Source organism: Saccharolobus solfataricus, assembly GCF_900079115.1.
GTDB classification, from domain to species: Archaea; Thermoproteota; Thermoprotei_A; order Sulfolobales; family Sulfolobaceae; genus Saccharolobus; species Saccharolobus solfataricus.
The window spans coordinates 2,153,323-2,175,438 of sequence record NZ_LT549890.1; the positions used below are offsets into that span (position 1 = coordinate 2,153,323).

Here is a 22,116-nt window from a genome sequence, read left to right on the forward strand (position 1 = left end):
AAATTTGTTAGACTTTTCTTTAATAAATGATTTTTAAGCCAAGTTATAATATCATTATGTAGAGATGAGAGTGTTGATAGTAATTTTATTAATTTAAAATAAATTGTGTAAATTGTTTTTGCGTGTGGAATAAGTCCTTTTGCTTAGCGTAATATCTTTTTGGGTGAACGTAGTTATCATGAGGGGATTGCGAGTAAGTACTTTAGAATAGGGTAGTTTACTTGCACGATGGTTTATCAGTTTACAATGCCTTTGATTGGTTTAATGTTGGGCACAAGAGGGTTACGTTAGGCGATTACACTGAAGAAGGGTTTAGGAAATTAAAGTATAGAGTCTCTTCAATGGACTTCGCTTGTAATTCCAATAAGTTAATGAGTTGGTTCTCGACCTTCTTCTTAATCTACAACCTCCTTTACATTCAAGTGTATTTAGTGGATAAGGGAGTGATGATAAATGCAAACATTTCAACTACATGAAATTGTTGTCCACACTCAGATATGATGGGCAATTCAGGTATCCATTATGAATTCACTTTATTTCAAAGAAGCTACGAAATTAACTAAATGAAGGCGACTAACTAGCAGAGATACACGATTACCAGTATTAACATTTTTATAACTGCATTATTCGCAAATTGCAATTCGCAAAGAAGAGCTGAATCGCCCGAAATGATAAATTAACGCTTTAGATCCAAGGTTTATGATTAAAAACTCTTGCATGAATTCGCCAAATTAGAGCGGTATCTCTAACCCGTGTGGACAGTAAGAAGGCTTTCCTAAGTAATTATACAATTTATCGATAATCTCCTCGGGTATAAGATAGTCAAACTGTTTGGAATATTCACAAGCTGTTTGTTTATCTATTCCAATATTAACAAGTAGTATCTCTATCACTCTATGAGCTTTTATTAGGTAATTTATACTTCTCGTTCCATTATTGGTAATCCACACGCCATCTTCTTTCTTTTTCACTAATCCTTTCTCTTCTAAATGGGATACTTCCTCAAAAACGCTTGACGGAGCTATTTTTAGATCCTTTGCAATTCTATTTATCTTTGCACCTTCCCCACTGTCATTGTATCTTTTTATGGTAAGCAGATATGAGAATTCTCTTCGTGATAAGTTAGACATCTGTGAATCAACTCTCAATAAAAATAAATAAAGTTTTGTTCTAAAACATACAATCGTGAAAGAGAATATTTCCGCTCTTGTTACACCCTATGACGATAAGGAAAATATAAATACTGAAGCGTTACAACAGCTATTGGACTTTTTAATTAAAAAAGGAATTAAGGACTTTTGGGTTCTTGGCACTAGTGGAGAGTTTAATATGCTTTCTCAAGATGAGAGAATATTAGTAGTTAGTAAAATACGTGAGATGGTTAAAGGTAAAATATATGTAGGTGTCAATGAGAACTCAACCAGAAATAGTCTAATATTAGCTAAAAAATACTATGATCTAGGTGTTGATTATATTTTTTCAGTTCCACCTATTTATCATAAACCTTCAGAAAAAGGACTAATATCGTATTTTAGCGAGTTGCGTAATGCTATAGATTTACCATTATTCATATATAATATACCCTCCTTTACAGGATATAATGTTCCTCTTCATATAATTGAGAAGCTAGCGAGAGAGTACGTATTAGATGGTATGAAGTACTCAACTACAGATTTTGTCTCTTTTCTAAAGTATTTAAAGGCACTAAAAGGAGTAAATAAGAACTTCAAAGTATTCATTGGCGAGGATAGGATGATCCTTTCCGCTCTTATTTTAGATACTGATGGTGCAGTTTCTGGTATTTCCAATTTAGTTCCTGAATTAGTCACCAATTTATTCTTGGAATTTGATAGAGGTAACATTCAGAGGGCTATAGAGATTCAGAGAATTTTGAACAAATTGGTAGACGTGGTAAGTTTAGGCGATTATCCCAGTGGTATTAAGATAGGTTTAAGGTATAGGGGAATTAATGTCGGTAGTGTTAGGAAACCTTTATTAGAGGATAGTAGAGCCGAAGGTGAAATATATAATGTACTGAAAGAATTAGGTATATAGGAATGATGAAGGTCGATGGGAATTACTGGATAATGAGGAAAATTATCCCCGGCTGAGGAATTATGGATAACTTGGATCTTATTGCAGATGAGGTAAGAAAATGCCAAAAGTGTAAGTTATGGAAATTTAGGAAAAATGCTGTACCCGGAGAGGGTAATAGCAAAGCCGAAATTATGTTTATAGGAGAAGCACCTGGAGAGAATGAGGATATTGAGGGCAAACCTTTTGTTGGGGTAGCCGGTAAACTTCTAACTAGACTTATAAATGAGATCTTAGGTCTCAGTAGAGAAGACGTGTTTATAACGAATTTAGTCAAATGCAGGCCTCCAAATAATAGGGATCCGGAAGAAGATGAAATACTTGCTTGCTCTCCATATTTAACTAGACAAATTGAATCTATAAGACCTCATATTATAATAACTTTAGGTAGGCATTCTACGTCTTATCTATTTAAGAAAATGAACATGAAAATGGAATCCATCGGGAAAGTTAGGGGAAAATTTTATACGTGGAATATATACGGATATAAGATTCTAGTATTTCCCACATATCATCCAGCTGCAGCTCTTTATAATCCCCCTATTAGAAAAGTACTAGAAGAAGACTTCAGAAAAGTTAAAGAAGCATTAAGTTCAAAACCTATTACTCTGGATAATTTCTTGTATGGATCTGGGGATAAAGGGGAAAAAGGTAATAGTAACAGCGGCAAGTAAAGGTATAGGTTTGGCCATAGCTAAGCGTTTTTTAGAGGAGGGTGCTAAAGTCATCATTTCATCTAATGACGAATCAAACTTAATGAAAGCATACAATAAACTAAAGGAGATTCATAGTGAAAATGTAAGTTACATAAAAGCAGATTTGATGAATCCACACGAAGTTAAGTCTCTAGTTCATGAGGGCTATAGAAAACTTGGAGGTTTAGATGTTTTAGCTTACGTTACTGGTAGTCCAAAACCTGGAAATTTATTTTCCTTATCAGATAAGGACTGGATGGATGCGTTCAATCTACTCTTGTTAAGTGCAGTTGTTGCAGTTAGAGAAGCTGGTCAGCTAATGCAAAGTGGTGGTAGGATAATACTATCCACGTCAACCACATTAAGGCAACCTATAGATAACCTCGATTTGTCAAATGTTGTAAGGCTTTCATTAGCAGGGCTAATAAAGGTTGCGTCGAGGGAACTAGGACCTAAGGGTATTTTAGTAAATGGAGTAATGCCTGGTTGGACAAAGACAGAAAGATTGCTTCAGATTATAAGGGATAGAGCAATAAGGGAGGGTAAGAGTGAAGATGAAGTTCTTAAGTCAATTGTCGCGGATGTGCCTCTAGGTAGAGCAGGGGAGCCTGAAGAAATTGCTAATGTTGTATTATTTTTAGCGTCAAATCTTTCTACTTATGTTACCGGTGCCCTAATACCGGTAGATGGTGGGAGTATAAAAGGAGTCTTTTAAGTGTTTTTGCAGATAATACTCCGTTTTTTCTCTATTTATAGACTAACGTGGAAAAAAGCTTGCTAACGATTATATTTTATTCTGCTAAGTATTACCGTAGAGTGATCTGTAGTGAGGATTACTGAATTTTACGTTTCCAACTTTAGGAGTCTCAGTGAGGTGAATTTAAAGGATCTGGGTGGTTTTAACATAGTCGTTGGTTATAATGGATATGGAAAGACTAATTTGCTTTCATCCATCTTCTTATTTGTCAAAAATTTATCAGCTGGAATAGAAAAAAGGTCAATAGAGGATAGAAATCAAGAGTTTATATTATTATGGCAAGGTTATGATGTTTCAAAACCTATTATGATAGGAGGAAAAGTAGAATTCTCTCCTGAAGAATCAAATAAAATTGTAGGTAAAAATCAAAAGATAACACTAGAGATAATAAATAAAATGAGGTATAATAATAAGTTTGTCGAATGGAATTTGGACACCCTTTATATAAACGGCTCTCCTCCTGGAGAAGATGATTTAAAGGTCGCGAAGAAATTAGCTGAGTATGCATCTCAAGCTATTGAATACGTACCAATTTTTGACCAGACTTATTTCGATGAAACGTTAAAGAGAATGACTGAAATGAACAAGTCACCAATTAACTTAAGAAAGTATTGGTACGATTTCGTCAATTTAGTAGCAGCTACAATACCTGAAGTTAAGGGTATGGAATTTTGGGACGGGAGAAGACTAGTACTTAATGTGTATAATTTACCAATATATATTGACTTAGCAGCAAGTGGCTTCCAGAGAGTCATACTCATGTTATTTATAATCTGGCTAAGCGGAAATAAGATACTATTAATTGAAGAACCAGAGGTGAATATGCATCCAACTCTTCAAGCTAAAATTATGAAATTAATTAAGAATTGGACAGATAATAACATATTACAGTCTTTCCTTACTACACACTCCCCATATATTGTGGAAATGGCAGCAGATAGCTATGTTGTTATGAGAAGAGTTAATGGAAATTCAACTGCGATAACAGTAAAACCTACACCAGACTTAAGGGGTACCATAAGTTTGTTAAATGCTAGTTTAAGTAATATTTTGTTTAGTAGGATCATAATACTCACAAGTGAGTTAGCAGAACCTTCAGTTATAGTGAATTGGTTGAAGAGACTTAATATAAATGTAGAAGATAATGGGATATCTATTTATAAAGTGTCCTCAGACTTAGAATTACAGCACTGGCTTAAATTGAAGAACATGTTGAACTTGGACGTAATATTCCTTGGGTTATGCGATAAGTTAGATATGAGCTTAAAGGATTACTGTGTTCCTTTAAGTCGCGAGGTAGAGAATTTCTATAGTAAACAAGCCCTATTAGAGGTCTTAAGAAGACTTGGCATATATCCAGATGAAAAAGAAATAAGAGATTTAGGCAAAGAGGAAAACTTACGATGGATTATAAATGTTTTGAGGAAAAGAGGCATAGAATACGAGAAACTTAGGATGTCAATAGGAGAACTTATAACTGATGTTGACAGTATCGAAATACCTAAAGAAATAGAGATATTAGCGAATAAAATTAAATCCCTCCAAGCTACATTATAAATTATGGAGCTTAATGTTTTATTTGATATAGGTTTTCTCCTCATATTTATAGGAATTATACTGCTTTTTGTAGGTATGATACGGGAAGCGAATAAGTCATCTGATAATGATCAAAAAGCACAAGTTGGTGGCGTAATTTTCATTGGCCCAATACCTATAGTGTTCGGCTCGTCAAAGGGTATAGCTAAATGGATGATTATAGTTGCAGTGATATTGTTCGTTCTAATTGTAATATTTTACTTCTTAGTATAGAATAGTTAGAATGAAAAAATCTTAATCTCTTTTATGCAATACTACGAGTATTGCCACGATTATTATAGTAATTACTATTGAGATTGTAAATGAAAGATTAGGAGCGATTACTTTATATGGTAATGATGTATTAGTATAGTTAAACACGTTAGGATAGGTCTCGAATGGACTTATATAAGTGTTGCCAGCAAAACTTAAGCTAAAAGATGGGAGTGTGGTGGAATTAATAATCTCAACTACTTCCTCCTTTATTAATGTTCCATTAGGCGTAAAATATAGAACTTGTTGTGCTTGGTTTTGTGAAATGTTATGAACATATTGATACGCAATGAAGGTTCCTATTGGAGTTGAAACTTTACTTTCTCCAACTAATGTGAATACATTACTGTTCCACGTAATGTTTTTTGCTCCTACATTCACTATGAAGCTAGTTGGTATGTTTTGAGGTTGATTAATGTATAATACGAAGTTTACTGGCTCTCCTAATAATGAAGCAGGTAATGCTAACTGTTTTCCTGCCCTTAACTGTATTTGGGTTATCTGTGCAGTTATAGTATTATTGCCAATAACAACTGGATAACTTATTTGTAAATAACCTTCGGGGATAAGAGAGTTTGACAATGGTGAGTAGTTATACACTGCGTACAAGTATGATCTATTTAAGAAGTTCATATATTGACTGTTTGTTACAGTGGTAAGTGGAATGGTAGAAAGATTTGAGAATGATTCTAAGATTAGCTCTAAAGATCCATTCTCTAGTTTGGATATTATGCCATTTTGGAGTATATTTACACTAATCTGTTGACCATTTACATTCCCTGAGTAATTGTAGGAAGTATAATTAACTCCATTAATCATATTAAACGTCTTACCTTTATAGACTAGCGCTATCGTCTCATTCGGAGATATTATCCCATATGAGGTATTAAAAATTATACTAGGTTCTATGAAAGGGTAATAAATTGATAAGGGTTGATACAATAAATTTACTTCGTATACTCCTTTTTTAATATAAACAGTGTTTCCAAGTTTTAAAGTACCGTTAGTGAAGTTGCCACTTATATTGACGTAAACCGTATTTTGAACAAACTTAGTTACTTGATAATATAGCGTATAATTGTAAACATGGGTTATTGTCTTATTTGCGACGGTGGTACTATTTATTAGTTTTACAGTATACGTTATGGAAGTAGGTATAGTTGTAGTATTAACGATAGTAGTATTGGCTTGAGTAATTATCAATGAACCTAAAATTCCCCATGTAATTATTAGGGCCAAGATTGATATTGTTACTGATCTCATACACAATACACCATAAATCACTTAATATTAACTTTTATCATTATTTTATGGATAGGCCTTTAGTAGCTGTAGGTTGCCTTATTGTTGAAGAAAACAAGGTTCTTCTAGTCCAAAGGAAGAACCCTCCAAATGCTGGGTTATGGGCGATACCAGGCGGTAAAGTAGAGTACGGGGAAACGTTAGAAGAGGCGTTGAAGAGAGAGATGAGGGAGGAAACTGGACTTGAAGTAGCTGTGGGTAACATTATATCTATTGTACAAGTAATAAATGAAGGTTTTCACTACGTGATTCTAGACTTTGAATGCAAACCAATAGGCGGGAATCTTCGTGCCTCCACTGATGCCGTAAAAGTAGAATATGTACCTTTTGACAAATTAAATATTATACAAACTACAAAAACTACCTACGACATGCTGAGTATGTACTTTAGAGGAGAAAAGCCACCATATTTCATCATTCAAATCTCCAAGTAGATTTATCCTTACTGTCTAATATCCTTACTCCAGCCTTTAGTAATTCTTCCCTTATCTTATCTGAAATTTCGTATAATTTCATCTGTCTCAATTGATTTCTTATATCTACAACTGCATCTATTATTTTATACATCTTATCATATGTGGGATAGAATTCTTCATCCATTACTCCAAATACTTCATTGAATTGTTTAAGGGTTTCGAAGGCTAACATAGCCCCAAGGAAATCTCTACTATATTGTAATGTGGAGAATACTAATCTTACTATCTCGTGTATATATGATAAGGCTGTAGATGTGTCGAAATCATTACTCATGGCTGTATGGAAGTTATTTAGATTATTAAGTATCTCTCTATATACTTTGATATCATCATCTTTAACATAGAACTTAGGTCCCTCAGATATTACATCTCTAATTATTGCCATTGAATCTTTTATTCTCTGTAAAGCGGATTTTGCTTGCTCTAAGGCTTCCTCAGAAAAGTCTATTGGTGATCTATAATGAGAGGTCAAATACCAATATCTCAAAACCGAGGGTCCCCATTTCTTTATAGCCTCATTTAATGGTATTATATTACCCAAGGATTTACTCATCTTTTCTTTTCTTATGGTTACAAAAGCGCTATGAACCCAGTATGTAACCCATTTCTCCCCAATTAATGCCTCAGTCTGAGCTCTTTCATTTTCATGATGCGGAAATATCAAATCAGCTCCTCCTCCATGAATATCAAATCTTTCACCTAGATACCTAGTTGACATAGTTGAACATTCGATGTGCCATCCAGGTCTTCCCTTACCCCAAGGTGATTCCCAATAAGGTTCACCCGGCTTCCACGCTTTCCATAATGCGAAGTCGTAGGAATGCTTCTTCTCCTTGACGAATTCTTCTCCTTGATTCCATTCTTCTTTTTTAGTGTTTGAAAGTTCCCCATAATTAGGATAAGTATCAACATCAAAGTACACACTACCACTAGGCGCTACATATGCATGTCCCTTATCTATCAGTCTCTGTACGAAATCAATGATTTCCCTTATATGCTGTGTTACACGTGGGTGTATATCTATTTTGACTTTAAGTTGAGACAGCATATCTAAGTAATCCTTTGTGAAATAATCAACGATTTCATTCCAATCTTTTCCAATCTCTTGTGATTTTTTAATTATTTTGTCATCAATGTCTGTAATATTCTGAACTCTAATTACGGTATAGCCTCTTAACCTTAAATATCTTGAAATGGCGTCAAATACCACGAAAGTTCTTCCATGACCTATATGAACATAGTCATAAACTGTAGGGCCGCAGACGTACATTTTCACTAGATTCGGCTCTACTGTACCAAATTCCTCTAGCTTTCTCCCAAGCGAATTGTATACCCTAATTCTAAAATCCATTATCTGTTCACACTAGTTTATTTTAAATAAATTTGAAGTTAGTTGCCTAGCTTTGGGTATGTTATACAGCTTATCTGGTTTCTCGTTAAGTTTTTTAGCCATTTCAAGTGATGTAACTCCGGCTAGTGCAAGTAGACTAGAAATGTTTTTCTCATCACTATTAAAATATGGTTTTATGACTATTGAGTTTAATACATCTTCAGTAATTTTGTCGATTTCTGAGCTTTCAACGATGACTGATACTAGAGAAGGTCCATGAACATAGCTTTCTATTTCATTATGATTTATTTCTGGTATTTCGCCATAAAACGCAGGATGCTTAGCGTTCTCATTTATCTCTTGTTTGAATCTTTTTGCGATTGCTAAGTATTTTGACGAGTAAATTACAGGTATTCTGTTTATTAGTAATTCAGCTAATCGTGTAGCATCGGCCTTTATTTGTTCTTTGGCCTCTATTACTCCTTCTTTTAATTCCATCTCGTTTATTTTGATACCTCTTCTTTTAGTAGTCATTTTTATTAAGGGTGTGAAAAGATATGGGAAAGCGTATCTAGTCTGAAAACCCGAAGGTATCTTGATAAGTTTTAAACTCTTCTCTTTAGCTAACTTTTCAAGTATTCCACCAGATGTTATTATTATAACTTCAGATCCAGCTTTTACTGCATTTTCTACATCATTTATCGTCTCTGAAGTAGTCCCAGAATAACTTACGGCTATTAGTGACTCTTTTCCCGTGAACTTTCTCTTAAAGGATAGTTCAACCCCTAAGATGTTTGCTATTTCTCCAACGATTCCACTCCCGCCAATTCCAGAGAACACTATGTTATCGTTCTTAATTTCATGAATGGGAATTCTAAATGCTTCATCAAACATTTTATCCCAATTAAGGTAAATTTCATCCACCTTTTATCACCACAGATATGGACATGGACGGAGGATTTGAGGACATATTAATAGTTATCGTATCTATACCCAGCGATTTATTGTTTTGTTTTAGTACTATGATCATTTCTGAAATCGAGAACGCTAATGAATCTATTATATTCTCTATATTTTCTGAAAGTTTACTTTTAGAGATTATGGAGAAGACAGCTGGTTGTACTAGGTAACCGAAGATTGAGTTGACTCGCTGTGATATTTGAAAAGTGTAAGAGAGCACATCGTCCCATCTCTTTTCATCGATACTTTTAGAGAAGGATTCGAACAGAGATTTGGATTTTGATAGCTGGTTTTTTAAGAATCTTAAAAGATCTAACTCATTTATTCCTAGTTCACTTTCATTTATTTTATTTAGTTCGACCATAGTATTATCTAATCTTTCAACAGCTTTCATGTGTTATATTTTGACCGTAAATATAATAAGGTTTCTGTGGATTTAATCAGTTATGGAAAGGCTTATTATTATAGGTGGTGGAGCTGCTGGAATGACAGCCGCCTCATGGGTTAGGAGGCTTAAGCCAAACATGCATGTAACAGTGTTCGAATCCACTAAGATGGTGAGTCATGCACCTTGTGGTATTCCCTATTTTACTGAAGGTCTCTTCGATGACGAAAACCTATTCATGACCTACACTCCAGAATATTTTATTGAAAAGAGAAAGATAAATGTTAAGACAAATTCTAAAGTGGAAGAGGTAGATTTAAGGTCGAGAATTGTCGTGGTAAGAGAAAATCAAGAGAAAAGGAAATACGAATTCGACTATCTATTATTTTCCACAGGTGCTAGACCTAAGAAGATAAATGCAGAGGGAGATAGAATTTTCTATGTTCATCATCCTGCAGAAGCCTCTTATATAAGGCAAAAATTATGGAGTTTTAATAGGATTGCAATAATTGGTGGGGGTATATTAGGCATAGAAATGGCTGAAGCATTAAGAGCTAGAGGAAAGAAAATAGTTTTGATTCATAGAGGGAGATATTTGCTCAATAAAATGCTAGATGAAGATATGGGTAAGATCGTAACAGATAAGGTTGAAAGCGAAATAGAGCTAAAGTTGAATGAGAGTCTCGTAAGTGTAATAGAGGAAGGAAGAGTCGTAATAACAGATAAAGGAAAATATGATGTAGACGCCACTGTAGTTGCTATTGGAGTTGAGCCAAATATTGATCTAGTTAAAGATCAATTAAAAATAGGGCAGACTGGTGCCATATGGGCTGATAACCATATGAGAACTAGTGTCGAAAATGTTTATGCAGCTGGGGATTCTACAGAATCGATAAATATCATTACTAAAAAACCCGATTGGGTTCCTTTTGCACCAGTTGCGAATAAAATGGGTTTCGTCGCTGGAAATAACATAGGTGGTAAAGACGTGACTTTCCCTGGGGTAGTAGGAACAATGATAACTAAATTTGAAGAATTTATAATTGGTAAAACTGGTGTTACTGAGAACGAGGCTAAACGATATAACATTAAAACAGTTTCAGCAATAGTTCATCATAAGACTAGGGCTAGATACTACCCTGGATCTAAAGACATTATAGTGAAGTTAATAGCTGAGGCTGACACTATGCGAATAATCGGCGCTCAGATTGTAGGAGAAGAAGAGGTTCTAGGAAGGCTAAACATGATGGCTGCTGTTATCCAAAAAGGTTTTACGGCAGAAGATCTATTCTTCGTAGAAACTGGGTATGTTCCACCCGTAAATAGGGTATGGGACGTGGTTACTTTAGCAGCGAGAAAATTATTTTCCGGTATTAGTGGAGAATAGATCTAGGTTTTATGAATGTTCTTTCAGTATTACCTCATATTTAAATATTACTATAATAAAATATGATATGAAAGATGCCTAAAAAGTTAGAGCTTCAAGTATTACTAAAGGACATAATCTCAAAGTATATTGTGAATTATTTAAGTTCCTCCAGTAATATAAGTCCTAATATCGAGAATCTAGTAGGAGAGGACGATAATAGGGGGATTTTGATTTCTCCTTTAAATGAATTTATCAGAACTGTAAGCTTCGAGAAACATAGCCAATCTTTGATTTATTCCTTAGACGGCAGTAGTAGAAGTTTTATCTCGTCTAAAGGTATTGTTAGTCTTGCATCTGTAGTAGTATCATCAACCATTTCTCCTATTTTAGGCGTCTATCCTCCCATTTCAGGTTTTCCAGAACTAGATCTGAAAAAGCCCTTTTTAGCTTTGGCCTCTTCAGCTCATCAGAGCCCCCTAATCCCTTTCTTTTATAGCTCCGAATATGTTACAACTTTATCTTTAGATGGTTCTTTCTTTACTTCAGTGAATTCTCCAGAGGAGATAGAAACTGAAATAAGAACAATACTTGAAACTGAAGCTCTTAAAAAAATACCAAATGATGGTTCTATTATATTAGATGGCCCCTTAATACCTCCGTTGATTTTCTTAAGAAGTAAGCCTAGAGATGATATATTAAGTTTACGATTACAAGCCATCAAGGGGAGAAACGTAATTGGTATTGTTAAGAGGTTAGACAAAAGCCGATTATTAATCTCTAGCCTTTATAAATTATCCTCTAAATTTATGGAAAAATTTAGGGTTGATCCTAGTAGATATTTTAGTGATGAATCGTTTATACTTGATTTGCTCAAAGCTAATTTATCTCCTCCTTATTCTCCTATATCTTTAGGTCCCATATTAAGAAATATAGGTAACACGCCAGTCTATGTTAACTATTTGATTTATCCTCTTCATCCCTACGTTTTCAAATTTGCCATATTGAGAGTAGAGAGTCTTAATAACGATTCCGGAGTAGTAGACCAGATATCTTCCTTAAAGTTTACTAAAGACGGTATTCCATTTATCCTTGCAATTGCTGATAGAACTGCAAAGGAGATAACAAATGCCATATTAAAGATTATTATGACCTCATTGGAGAGCATGGGGGTGCAAGCTAGTTTTTACAGTAAACTTGAGCAGGTGAGAATTTGAGCTCAGATGTTCCGTTATATAATGATATAAAGGATAGGATATCTAGGGCAAGAGCATTAGCCTTAACGTTGGGTGATTTGGTAGGAAAGGTTTCTAGATATATTCCTAACAAACTTGATGAGGAAAATAATGTCGTAAACGTAACTGTAGATCCGAATACTTACTATAAATATCCCTTTCTGGGTAAGATAGGTATCTTTTTGGGTGCTATAGATATAAAGACATTATATTTTGTTTTACTGAGAGTTATAGGTTATGAAAGAAATGACGCATCATCTCTCTTTATGGGAGATTCTAATGTATTAAATAATATAGGATTAAGTGATGATGAACCGGGATCATTAATAACTAATGTTACCCTAAGATGTGAAATGTTAACTAAGGTAGACTTTCTTTCCTCTTCTGAACCCGATGGTGCAGACATTATATTAGAGCCGCAATCACCGGTGATAATCCCTAAGGCGGAAGTTATAGAGAGATCTCTAGGTACTACTAGAGGATTATTAAGATTAGGTTTTTTAGATGTTGCATATAGTAAAGTTAGAGTAAGTACAAGCCTTGATGATCTGAATTTCCATATGCTAATATTAGGGACTACTGGAGCAGGTAAAACTTCATTTATAAAAGACTTAATAGCTGGTCTTAATGTAACTAATGAGGAAGGTAGTAAGATCTTTATCCTTGATGCTACCGGTGATTATTATCATATTTTCCTGCCTCCAGATAAATCCGATAAGGTAGTTATGAAAGGCGTAGAGGAATTTACTCAATTGTATGGGGCAATAGTTAAGGGCATCAATGTAGATATCATCTATCCTATCAGCAAATCCTGGGTAAAAAAGTATTTAGATGGTGCCAAATCTGCTGGGTCTATAACTAAAATGTACTTCGATATGTTTGTAAAACCAATACTTAACCATTTAAATAATAAGGGTATTTCCATTTACGCTTCCATAATAAATAATAAGATTATTATTTCCAATGCAGATTGGTCATCTCAAGTTACAGTTTATCCATTTTATTTTAGATTTAAAGATGTAAAGACAATTTTACATAAGCTTAATCCTTATTTTACTGAGCAGGCGTCACATTTTATAAAAATAATGATAAGAAAAAAGGGTAAAGATATAGCAAATCTAGACGATTTGATAGATCAATTTAATGAGAATAGTTTAGAAGGTGTCGAAATTCATAAAAGCACAAGAGAAAATATCGTTAGAGGCTTGTATTTGCTAAAGGAGACCCAACTTTTCGATGTCGGTGTAGAGAGGTTTCCATTAGGTAAGATTCTTAAAGATTCTTCTTCATCTACACTAATTTTTGATCTATACAATAGTGAGCTTGATGATTTCTCTCAGAAAATTTTAACATATTATTTCCTAGACCGCTTATTTGAATTTAGGGAGAGGCAAATGCGTAGTGGAAATGTGAAAGGAAGAAATGTGATAATTATTGATGAGGCGCATAGGTTCTTTCCATCATCTAAAGGAGGTGAAGAGGATACCAACTATATTAGAAGGGTTGCGGGTAAAATAGCTACCATGATGAGATTGGGTAGGAGGAGGAAGATTGGTTTTGTGTTTGCCACTCATAATCCTAATGACTTAAGTGATATAATTATACAGTTAGCAAATACTAAGATTATATTTAGAATTAAGTCAGAAGTTGCTGAAGCTTTAGGTCTGTCTAAGACTGAGGCTAAGATATTAAACTGGGAGAGAAATGGTGTAGCCTATTTGCTGACACCTTGGCTTAGAGAAGGTAAAATTAAGATAAAAGCTCCGGTGCCTCCTCCATTAGGTCATTACGATTTGTCTAAAACATAAATACTATTGTACTAATTTAGACTAGTGGAGTCTAACTTAGGAAATGTTATAAATACATTAAAGAGAAAGAAAGATAAGGAAGTTGTTATAGAGTTTTTGAAAACTATTAGGAAATACTTGCCACCCTCAGACGACTTTTCCATAACATTATGGAAATCGGGAATTTACGAGTATATTCTAGATAGGAATGGTATAGCAATTATGAGAATAGCTGAAGACGAGTATCTGCCATATATGACAGCATATGAGAAAAGAATGGATTACTCACAACTTCCCGATAATCTTGTAAATAACCTTGATTGGAAAGGAATTTTAAGGCAACTAAGGGATATTGCCTTGGAGTACGCAAAAAGAGATAAAAGTTTTGACAAGATAGCTGATATGGTTAATAATGTCATACTTGAAAATCTCTGATACTATTGTTGAAACATTTAGATTTATCCATTATGAACAGTCTAATTTTTTAAATAGGCTACATGGAGGTGATATGCTATTCTTCCTAGTGGAGACTGGTATGATATCTGCTTCAAAAGTTGCCATGGGTACTACGCTCTTAGCCTCGTTAGACGATGTTGTATTTAAGAAACCAGTTAGATTAGGTGATATAGTTAAAGTAAGGGCTAAGACGGTGTATATAGGTAATACATCCTTGGAAGTTGAAGTTAGAGCGTTTGTTAGAGATGAAGAAGTAGTTTCAGCTTATGCTACGTATGTTAAAGTTGATGATCTATTAAGGCCCACTCCAGTTAACGTGAAGATTATGGCAGAGAGTGAAGATGATAAGAGGAAAATAGATGAGGCAAAGAAGAGAAGAGAAAATAGATTATCTAAAATAGTAAATAGACAGAAGATGAGATTTTATGTTGATGATATTACTGATGGATTAAGATATAGGATAAGTAATGTGATTCATGTATCTCCCGAGCTGACATATGATGGAAGAATAATGTCTGCTGGTAAATTACTGAAACTTATGGATGATCTTGGAGGAATAATCTGCTTACGCTATTTAGATCATAACAGTAGTAATCTTTATGACAATTCTTTTAACGCCGTAGTTACAGTAGCAGTTAAGGGACTAGCATTTTACTCTCCAATAAGGCTTAATGATATAATCCTAATTAGAGCCGGACTGGTTTATGTAGGTAATACCTCTGCTGATATTTTAATAAACGTGGTTAGGGAAGATCTGAACGGTGCAAAGGAACATGTAGCTACTGCGTACTTTACATATGTTAGAGTGGATAAGGATGGTAAACCTATAAAAATACCAGAATATACGCCCGTTACAGAAAGAGAAAAAAGGCTTTATGAGGAGGCACTAACTCGTCGAGGTCTGCGTAAATAGAAATACAATAGGAATAACGAAAGCGCGAAAGAATAGAAGGAAATTTGGTAGCTTGACACTATATTATTGGTAGAACCTGATAAGAATCCTCCAACAACATTAGCTATATCTTCACTTACATTGAATATTCCAATAATTGTTGCCTTATTTCTTTTTAATCCCTTTATTAATAGTGAGAAGAAAGAGATATTGTATATTGGAAAAAGTGGACCGAAAACTAGGAACAACAACATCGTACCTTCATATATTTTTAATCCCATAAGAATGATGTAAACTATTGACATGACTATCAACGATCTAGCAAACGTCACTAGTAACATAAAATATTCTTCTTTTCCTTTAACTATGTTAATTCCCTTACTGTATATTAATTCTTCTATAATATAGAGAAAAGTATAACTAATAAATATTATATAAGATGGATTTAACATTAGATAGTTTAAAGGCACATATAAGGTATAGAATATTTCAGCTGCCATATTAAACCAGAAATAAGAGATAATTGGAATGAATAAAATTCTAAGTATTTTGTTTCTGTCAGCAACATCGTAATTAATCCCACCGTCATATTTAGGAATATGAATCATATTGAATGCAAGAGAAATTGAGAAGAATATGAGTATAAGGTAATCATTATGATAGAAAGCTGAAAGTAAACTACCTGTAACATTCCCAGCCAAAGATATTTGTGATAGTCTAGTATTTCCCAAAACCAACTTTTCTTGGGGAGTCGTTTCAAGTAGTATTGCTGAATATATAGGACCATCTAATGCTGAAACAAAACCGCTTAACTCGTAAGCGATTAATTTATTATAATGATATGTTAGGCCAATAATTATACCAAATAATGATAGTAATACAGCATACTCTTTTCTTAACCTTGTCTTATCAATAAGATACCCCCATATGTAAGATCCTAACGCATTTAACGCGTTATAAATCCCAGTAATTACACCTAATAAAATCAATGATTTGGTCTCGCTATAGAACTCTACGGGAAATAATAGACCTATCATTGTGAAGCTTGTTATGATAAAATACTGTCCAATATACTTTCTAATCACAATATTTCAACTAGTAAAGCAAAACGTTAATAAGAGATATGGTAGTGTCTTATCATATGAGGTTTAAAGATAAAGTTATTCTAATAACAGGAGGTACTAGAGGGATAGGAAGAGCAATCACGGAAGCATTTTTAAGGGAGGGAGGATTACCAATAGTTCTTTATAATTCTGCAGAAGATGAAGCTAAAAAACTGAGAGAGAAAGGAGTTTTTACAATAAAATGTGATGTAGGAAACAGAGAAGATGTAAAAAAATCTAAGGAAATTGTGGAGAAGGAATTTAGAAGAGTTAATGTAGTAGTCAATAACGCAGGAATAATGCTCACAATGCCATTTGAGGAATTTGATGAGGAGAAGTACAATAAGATGATAAGAATCAATTTAAACGGTACAATATATACTACCTACGAGTTCCTTCCATTATTAAAGGCATCAGAGAACGGTGCAATAGTTAATATAGCCTCCAATGCTGGTATTGGGACTGCTGCCGAAGGTACTACATTTTACGCAATAACCAAAGCAAGCATTATAATTCTCACAAAAAGATTAGCCTTTGAGTTAGGAAAATATGGAATAAGAGTTAACGCTGTAGCACCGGGCTGGGTAGAGACTGACATGACCTTATCCGGAAAAAGCAAGGAAGAAGTTGAGAGGTTGAGGGATTTATTTAGGAATAAAACAGTTCTAAAAACTACTGGAAAGCCAGAGGATATAGCAAATATCGTATTATTCTTGGCAAGTAATGAAGCGAGATATATTACTGGACAAGTCATAGTTGCGGATGGTGGTAGAATAGACAATTTAACTCATTCATTATAATCTTCTACATGTGAAGATAGTAAGTTGGAACATTAATGGTTTACGTTCAGCTTTAAAGAAGAATCTAGTAAACTTCCTAGAAAGTAATACGTTCGATATTGTAATGTTTCAAGAGACTAGAGGTGATATAGTTCCGCTTGATTTCATTATGATGGGCTATGAAGTAATTTCATTTCCAGCAAGGAGAAAAGGTTACAGCGGGGTAATGACATTAACCAAAATAAAACCCATAAAAGTGATTAAAGGTCTTCAAATCAAGGAGTTTGACGATGAAGGGAGAACAGTTAGCTTAGAACTGAAAGACTTCTACCTTATTAACGCGTATTTTCCTAGAGCTGGAGATAACTTGGAAAGATTGGATTTTAAGCTAAAATTTAATAACGGGATCGAGAACTTCCTTCTTAAATTAAGAGAAGTTAAACCAGTAATACTTTGCGGAGATTTCAATATTGCACATCAAAGCATTGATGCGGCTTTTTCTGATCCAAAAATCCCAGGGCTCACACCACAAGAGAGAGCGTGGTTTACTCATCTTCTCTCTTTAGGTTTCATAGACACTTTTAGATATTTACACCCAAATGTTAGAAAATATAGCTGGTGGAGCTATATGGGAAATGCTAGAGAGAAGAATTTAGGACTAAGATTAGATTATTGTATTGTGTCAGAAGAGTTAAAAGATAGTATAAAAATGGCTGACATTCTGACAGATGTACAAGGCTCTGATCATGCACCAATTATCTTGGAATTAACATAAGTTATATTCTATAGTAGTATAGATTGCTCTAGCGTTAGTTCTTTGTAATAACATATCATACAAAAGGTTATTTAACCATGATGGTATAGTATTTATTTTAGGTAATACAGCGTACTGCCTAGCCATTTTTAAATAATTCAGATAACTCCCTCTACCCATTTGAAAGTCTTCTATTGCCCTTTCAACTATTTCATAATACTCTTTAGGATATACATAACTATCGAATAGAAGCTTATAAGCTGTAGCGCCTAAAGCAAATATATCCATACTAGGTAATGCTCCTTTATTCTTTAGCATGGCTGCTTCTATTTGATCTATAGGGCAGTAAAATTCTGTAAATTCCCTAACATCTTCGCCAATTTTTCTAGCCGATCCTAAATCTCCTAATTTTACTGTTACTTTACCACTGGTTAAATTACTAAGAATTTCTTTCTCTTCATTGCCTGGGGATCTGTTGAAATAGATATTTTGTGGTTTTACATCTAAATGAACATAGCCAGAGGAGTGAATGACATCTAAAGCCTTTGCTACATCCCTAATTAGTACTCCTACAATTCTATACCAATTTTTACTTCTCTTAGCGTTTAAAAGTTGTAGAGCATTACCACCCTCCATTAGTTCCATTACTATATAAGGTGGTTTAGCGAGGTAGAGATAACTCTCTCCCTTCTCAATTTTTATTATATTATTAATATCTATCTCACTTATTGCAAATAATTGTACAACATTTTTAGTCTTGCTTCCGACCTCTTGTAAATTAATAAATTCCTTACTAAGATCCAGTATTATATTATTAGTACTAATCCTAGTCTGTCCTGGTGCGCTCTTATTAATCTTCGGTATCTTCATCGCATAGAACATATTTCCCTTTCGAACTTTTAGAATATAAGAGCTCCCACCTATAGCTATTAAATCAACAACTTCGTAGTCACCTATTTTATTTCCTATCCATAACTTTGGATCCCAATTATTGATATCTGGTAATCTGCTACTTTTCGTGAAGTAAATTTCTAGTAAATTACTACTTATAATCCCATAAGTCGGTTTTGGTAGATATATATTATATCCCTCTAAAACATTACCAACATAAAAGCTAGGATTTTTCTTCCGAACTTTTACTTTTACTTGAGAACTAGTGAAAGTGTAATTTTTCCCATCAATATTTATGTTCCACTTCAAGTTATCCGGTAAGCCATAGATTTTTATCCTTATCGTTCTTGAACCCGTTCTCCACGCTAATAATTGTACTATATTACCTATTTCGTAAAATCCTATTAAAATCCAAATCATTATAGATTCTTGGATTAATTCGGCTATGAAGAAATTATATGTATATAATACGACGTAAGATATTGATAATAGAACAGTTATAATCCCGTATTTCCTTACCGTCTTGCATTTGAAAGCCTTATAAAGAAATATTGAAGCCAATAAATAGGATATTGCGGAAAGTGATAATAAAGGGGGTAATAAGAAAGGCGAGTATAAAGTAAATGTATAAAGTATCCCAGCTAATGTGGAATATCCAATTGAGGAGAGTGAGCCTAAGGCTATTCCATACATTACATAACCAATAAAAGGAATTACTGTTGACACAAATACGCTATTTCTAGCAAGGGCTATCCTCACTTTATCATCTTTTATGCCTCGTCCCATTGCTATCGTATACGAATTACAATTTAAAAATTTCTATTATGAACTTTGAGTAGATTATCATTAACCATTTATTCAGTTAAAATATGCTAGTATATACTAGTACTAGCACATCGTTGTTACTATGATCGATAGGTTAGATTTATTTAACTAAGTAAAAACATGTCGGAGATCTCTCCTTTAAATTTTTGTGTCTAAGTAAATTTTATTAATCTAAAGTTTAGAGTGTCAATATGGAAAGAAAGCAAGTATTTGTTAGGGAAACTTCTGGTCTTATAAAGCACGTGTCCCTTACAGATGCAGTTATGCTCAATATAGCTAATATGTCAATAGGTATAGCACTATTTCAATCTATATCACCTTACATAACGCGAGGAGGAGTACTATGGATAGCGTCATTAATAGGACTGTTCTTAGCTTTACCTCAAGCATTAGTTTATACAATATTCAATAGAAAGATTGGTAGAACTGGTGGAGATTATGTTTGGATTTCAAGGAATTTGGATGGGGCAATTGGTACTATTTTCGCAGTAGCATATCTCTTGGAGTCCACAGCGTTTTATGCTATTATCTCATTCTTCTCAGCATCATCAGTCAATTCTGTCTTACTGACTATTGGTTATCTTAATCATCAAAATTCGTTAATTTACATTGCAGAAAATGTAATCGTCAATCCTTATGCTACTCCAACATTTCAACAAAGACTAATATTTTACGGAATCTCAGCGTTTGCTTTTGCAATAATAGTACTTATAAATATTCTACATTCTAAATGGGGATATAAGTTAGTGACAGGTTTAGGAATGTTCTCAATGCTTACCGTAATACTAGCTATGATAGTAATGGCGATCAACGCTAAGCGTTTTGATTCCTTAGTCTTGCCTTTACTGAAAGACTTTAATGTGACCGTATCTTCAAATCTACCTAAAACGATTTTACCCTATTCAATATCAATTCCAGCTACACTCTTTCTTTTACCATTATTTGCTCTTTATACGTATCCTTGGATGAATGCCGGTCCTGCTGTATCTTCAGAGTATAGGGGAGATCGCGTATCAAAACTCAATGTGTTTCTCTCACTCCTAATTACCGGAATTTTCGTAACAATAGGATTCTTAGAGATGGATCTTATTGCTGGGTATTACTTTAATCTAAACGCCTTTCCATCCGCAATTTACAACTTCTGGACAGTAGCTATGGCGTTATCCTTAAATCCGATAATAGAATGGATATTGGGGCTGGGGCTGATAATGTGGAATTACTACGTCTTATCATATGGCGTTTTAGTATTTTCAAGATACGTATTTGCCTTATCATTTGATAGAGTGTTCCCAGAGAAATTCTCACAACTGAACGCAAATGGATCGCCAGTTTACGCTCACGTTTTCGATTTGACCTTAACGTTATTATTCCTCTTAATTCCAGTATTTTCAATAGATGCGGCTGTATCATTGTATGGCGCTTCAATAGTTGGGATGCTATATTTCTTAGCAGTGGGTATTTCAGCAATCATATTCGGACGAAAAATCAGAAGCGGGCTGATGAAGATTGCGGGGATTTTAATGACAGTCTATTTCGTGTATCTGACCTATGAAGCTGCAAGAAATCCTCTATTTGGTTTTTCAACAACATCTGGCGTAAACGTTACAACTTTATCATTTGTTCTAGGTTCTTTTATTGCAGGTATAGTAATATGGAATATCACAAGGTATGTGAATTCAAAGAAAGGAATAGATCTATCTTTAACTTTTAAGGAGATCCCCCCAGAGTAAGTCGAAGATCCTTTCAGCAAATTTTATCAATTTCTCAGTGTCCTTTTCATTAAGCTCTAAGGGTATTGAATATCCTAATCTAATTTTAATGTCATCTAACAAGCTTATGATATCCCTCTCCTTAATTCTAATTTCGGCAATTCTATCATCATTTGAGTATCTTGATATTACTCTAAAAAGCCCATCAAAATCAAGGTACCAAGGTATGTCGGCCCCTATTCTTATTAATGTTGCATTCAATAGTAAGTATAGGGACTCTACGGCAGCTATTGCCGCGATTTCATAAAAACCAGAATTAAAATTGAATTTTGAGGCACGTAAAAGTTCATTAGCCCTTTGGAATAATGGTTCTAAGTTCACAATTCTAATGATAAAATTACTCTTTTTAATTTTCTTTACACTCACTAGTGCTTTCAGAAAGTTTATAGCTTTAGGCAAAGGATATACCACT

General features: G+C 34.1%; 22 protein-coding genes and 1 pseudogene. 15 read left to right on the forward strand and 8 right to left on the reverse strand.

Annotation, left to right across the window (positions count from 1 at the left end; all coding sequences use genetic code 11):
- Nucleotides 1-166: 166 nt before the first annotated feature.
- Nucleotides 167-476 (forward strand): annotated as a pseudogene (locus SSOP1_RS11475) (IS6 family transposase); the annotation flags it as partial.
- A gap of 255 nt (nucleotides 477-731) precedes the next feature.
- Here SSOP1_RS11475 and SSOP1_RS11480 read toward each other — a convergent pair.
- Nucleotides 732-1,130: a metal-dependent transcriptional regulator gene (locus SSOP1_RS11480; protein ID WP_009991848.1), complete on the reverse strand. Its 399-nt coding sequence runs from the start codon at nucleotides 1,128-1,130 to the stop codon at nucleotides 732-734.
- Nucleotides 1,131-1,185: 55 nt separating this feature from the next.
- Between SSOP1_RS11480 and SSOP1_RS11485 the strand changes: the two genes are divergently transcribed.
- From SSOP1_RS11485 to SSOP1_RS11505, 5 genes are all read left to right on the forward strand, one after another.
- Nucleotides 1,186-2,055: a dihydrodipicolinate synthase family protein gene (locus SSOP1_RS11485; protein ID WP_009991846.1), complete on the forward strand. Its 870-nt coding sequence runs from the start codon at nucleotides 1,186-1,188 to the stop codon at nucleotides 2,053-2,055.
- Nucleotides 2,056-2,117: 62 nt separating this feature from the next.
- Nucleotides 2,118-2,768, forward strand: a complete 651-nt coding sequence (udg, locus tag SSOP1_RS11490; protein WP_009991844.1) for a type-4 uracil-DNA glycosylase — start codon at nucleotides 2,118-2,120, stop codon at nucleotides 2,766-2,768.
- On the forward strand, nucleotides 2,719-3,504 hold the full coding sequence (locus tag SSOP1_RS11495; protein ID WP_009991843.1) for an SDR family oxidoreductase: 786 nt from the start codon (nucleotides 2,719-2,721) through the stop codon (nucleotides 3,502-3,504). The genes udg and SSOP1_RS11495 overlap by 50 nt, the downstream gene beginning before the upstream one ends.
- Nucleotides 3,505-3,615: 111 nt before the next feature.
- Complete coding sequence (locus tag SSOP1_RS11500; RefSeq protein WP_009991842.1) at nucleotides 3,616-5,103, forward strand: ATP-dependent nuclease; 1,488 nt, start codon at nucleotides 3,616-3,618, stop codon at nucleotides 5,101-5,103.
- A gap of 3 nt (nucleotides 5,104-5,106) precedes the next feature.
- Nucleotides 5,107-5,355 (forward strand): TIGR00304 family membrane protein, encoded by a 249-nt coding sequence (locus SSOP1_RS11505; protein ID WP_009991841.1) that lies wholly within the window; start codon nucleotides 5,107-5,109, stop codon nucleotides 5,353-5,355.
- Between the two features lie 21 nt (nucleotides 5,356-5,376).
- Here SSOP1_RS11505 and SSOP1_RS11510 read toward each other — a convergent pair whose 3' ends face one another.
- Nucleotides 5,377-6,657, reverse strand: a complete 1,281-nt coding sequence (locus SSOP1_RS11510) for a hypothetical protein (protein ID WP_009991840.1) — start codon at nucleotides 6,655-6,657, stop codon at nucleotides 5,377-5,379.
- 47 nt (nucleotides 6,658-6,704) lie between these two features.
- On the opposite strand from SSOP1_RS11510, the gene SSOP1_RS11515 reads away from it, so the two are divergent.
- Nucleotides 6,705-7,130 (forward strand): NUDIX hydrolase, encoded by a 426-nt coding sequence (locus tag SSOP1_RS11515; protein ID WP_009991838.1) that lies wholly within the window; start codon nucleotides 6,705-6,707, stop codon nucleotides 7,128-7,130.
- Here SSOP1_RS11515 and cysS read toward each other — a convergent pair.
- The 3 genes from cysS to SSOP1_RS11530 are packed head-to-tail and all read right to left on the reverse strand — an operon-like array spanning nucleotide 7,111 to nucleotide 9,856.
- Nucleotides 7,111-8,523: a cysteine--tRNA ligase gene (cysS, locus tag SSOP1_RS11520; protein WP_009991836.1), complete on the reverse strand. Its 1,413-nt coding sequence runs from the start codon at nucleotides 8,521-8,523 to the stop codon at nucleotides 7,111-7,113. The genes SSOP1_RS11515 and cysS overlap by 20 nt on opposite strands.
- A 12-nt stretch (nucleotides 8,524-8,535) precedes the next feature.
- A complete protein-coding gene (locus SSOP1_RS11525) occupies nucleotides 8,536-9,426 on the reverse strand; it encodes a bifunctional phosphoglucose/phosphomannose isomerase (protein ID WP_009991835.1) in 891 nt (296 codons plus the stop codon).
- Nucleotides 9,419-9,856 carry a hypothetical protein gene (locus tag SSOP1_RS11530; RefSeq protein ID WP_009991834.1) on the reverse strand — a complete coding sequence of 146 codons (438 nt, stop codon included), beginning with the start codon at nucleotides 9,854-9,856 and terminating at the stop codon, nucleotides 9,419-9,421. Before SSOP1_RS11530 ends, SSOP1_RS11525 begins: the two co-directional genes overlap by 8 nt.
- A 52-nt stretch (nucleotides 9,857-9,908) precedes the next feature.
- Between SSOP1_RS11530 and cdr the strand changes: the two genes are divergently transcribed.
- From cdr to SSOP1_RS11555, 5 genes are all read left to right on the forward strand, one after another.
- A complete protein-coding gene (cdr, locus tag SSOP1_RS11535) occupies nucleotides 9,909-11,234 on the forward strand; it encodes a CoA-disulfide reductase (protein WP_009991832.1) in 1,326 nt (441 codons plus the stop codon).
- 74 nt (nucleotides 11,235-11,308) lie between these two features.
- Nucleotides 11,309-12,430 carry a DNA double-strand break repair nuclease NurA gene (locus tag SSOP1_RS11540; RefSeq protein ID WP_009991831.1) on the forward strand — a complete coding sequence of 374 codons (1,122 nt, stop codon included), beginning with the start codon at nucleotides 11,309-11,311 and terminating at the stop codon, nucleotides 12,428-12,430.
- Nucleotides 12,427-14,256, forward strand: a complete 1,830-nt coding sequence (locus tag SSOP1_RS11545; protein WP_009991830.1) for an ATP-binding protein — start codon at nucleotides 12,427-12,429, stop codon at nucleotides 14,254-14,256. Before SSOP1_RS11540 ends, SSOP1_RS11545 begins: the two co-directional genes overlap by 4 nt.
- Nucleotides 14,257-14,280: 24 nt before the next feature.
- Nucleotides 14,281-14,670, forward strand: coding sequence for a hypothetical protein (locus tag SSOP1_RS11550; protein ID WP_009991829.1), 390 nt, complete (start codon nucleotides 14,281-14,283; stop codon nucleotides 14,668-14,670).
- Nucleotides 14,648-15,604: an acyl-CoA thioesterase gene (locus SSOP1_RS11555; protein ID WP_009991827.1), complete on the forward strand. Its 957-nt coding sequence runs from the start codon at nucleotides 14,648-14,650 to the stop codon at nucleotides 15,602-15,604. The genes SSOP1_RS11550 and SSOP1_RS11555 overlap by 23 nt, the downstream gene beginning before the upstream one ends.
- On the opposite strand, the gene SSOP1_RS11560 is transcribed toward SSOP1_RS11555, so the two are convergent.
- Nucleotides 15,565-16,653 (reverse strand): MFS transporter, encoded by a 1,089-nt coding sequence (locus tag SSOP1_RS11560; protein WP_029552590.1) that lies wholly within the window; start codon nucleotides 16,651-16,653, stop codon nucleotides 15,565-15,567. The two genes, SSOP1_RS11555 and SSOP1_RS11560, sit on opposite strands and share 40 nt — an antisense overlap.
- A 53-nt stretch (nucleotides 16,654-16,706) precedes the next feature.
- Here SSOP1_RS11560 and SSOP1_RS11565 point away from each other — a divergent pair, with 53 nt between their 5' ends.
- The gene (locus tag SSOP1_RS11565; RefSeq protein WP_010923822.1) at nucleotides 16,707-17,486 is read left to right on the forward strand and encodes an SDR family oxidoreductase; all 780 of its coding nucleotides are present in this window, start codon (nucleotides 16,707-16,709) and stop codon (nucleotides 17,484-17,486) included.
- 10 nt (nucleotides 17,487-17,496) lie between these two features.
- Nucleotides 17,497-18,240 (forward strand): exodeoxyribonuclease III, encoded by a 744-nt coding sequence (locus SSOP1_RS11570; RefSeq protein ID WP_009991823.1) that lies wholly within the window; start codon nucleotides 17,497-17,499, stop codon nucleotides 18,238-18,240.
- Here the strand turns inward: SSOP1_RS11570 and SSOP1_RS11575 are convergent.
- On the reverse strand, nucleotides 18,232-19,896 hold the full coding sequence (locus SSOP1_RS11575; protein WP_009991821.1) for a protein kinase domain-containing protein: 1,665 nt from the start codon (nucleotides 19,894-19,896) through the stop codon (nucleotides 18,232-18,234). The genes SSOP1_RS11570 and SSOP1_RS11575 overlap by 9 nt on opposite strands.
- A gap of 230 nt (nucleotides 19,897-20,126) precedes the next feature.
- Between SSOP1_RS11575 and SSOP1_RS11580 the strand changes: the two genes are divergently transcribed.
- Nucleotides 20,127-21,665, forward strand: a complete 1,539-nt coding sequence (locus tag SSOP1_RS11580) for an APC family permease (protein ID WP_009991818.1) — start codon at nucleotides 20,127-20,129, stop codon at nucleotides 21,663-21,665.
- Here the strand turns inward: SSOP1_RS11580 and SSOP1_RS11585 are convergent.
- Nucleotides 21,636-22,025: a HEPN domain-containing protein gene (locus tag SSOP1_RS11585; RefSeq protein WP_009991817.1), complete on the reverse strand. Its 390-nt coding sequence runs from the start codon at nucleotides 22,023-22,025 to the stop codon at nucleotides 21,636-21,638. The two genes, SSOP1_RS11580 and SSOP1_RS11585, sit on opposite strands and share 30 nt — an antisense overlap.
- Between the last annotated feature and the right edge of the window lie 91 nt (nucleotides 22,026-22,116).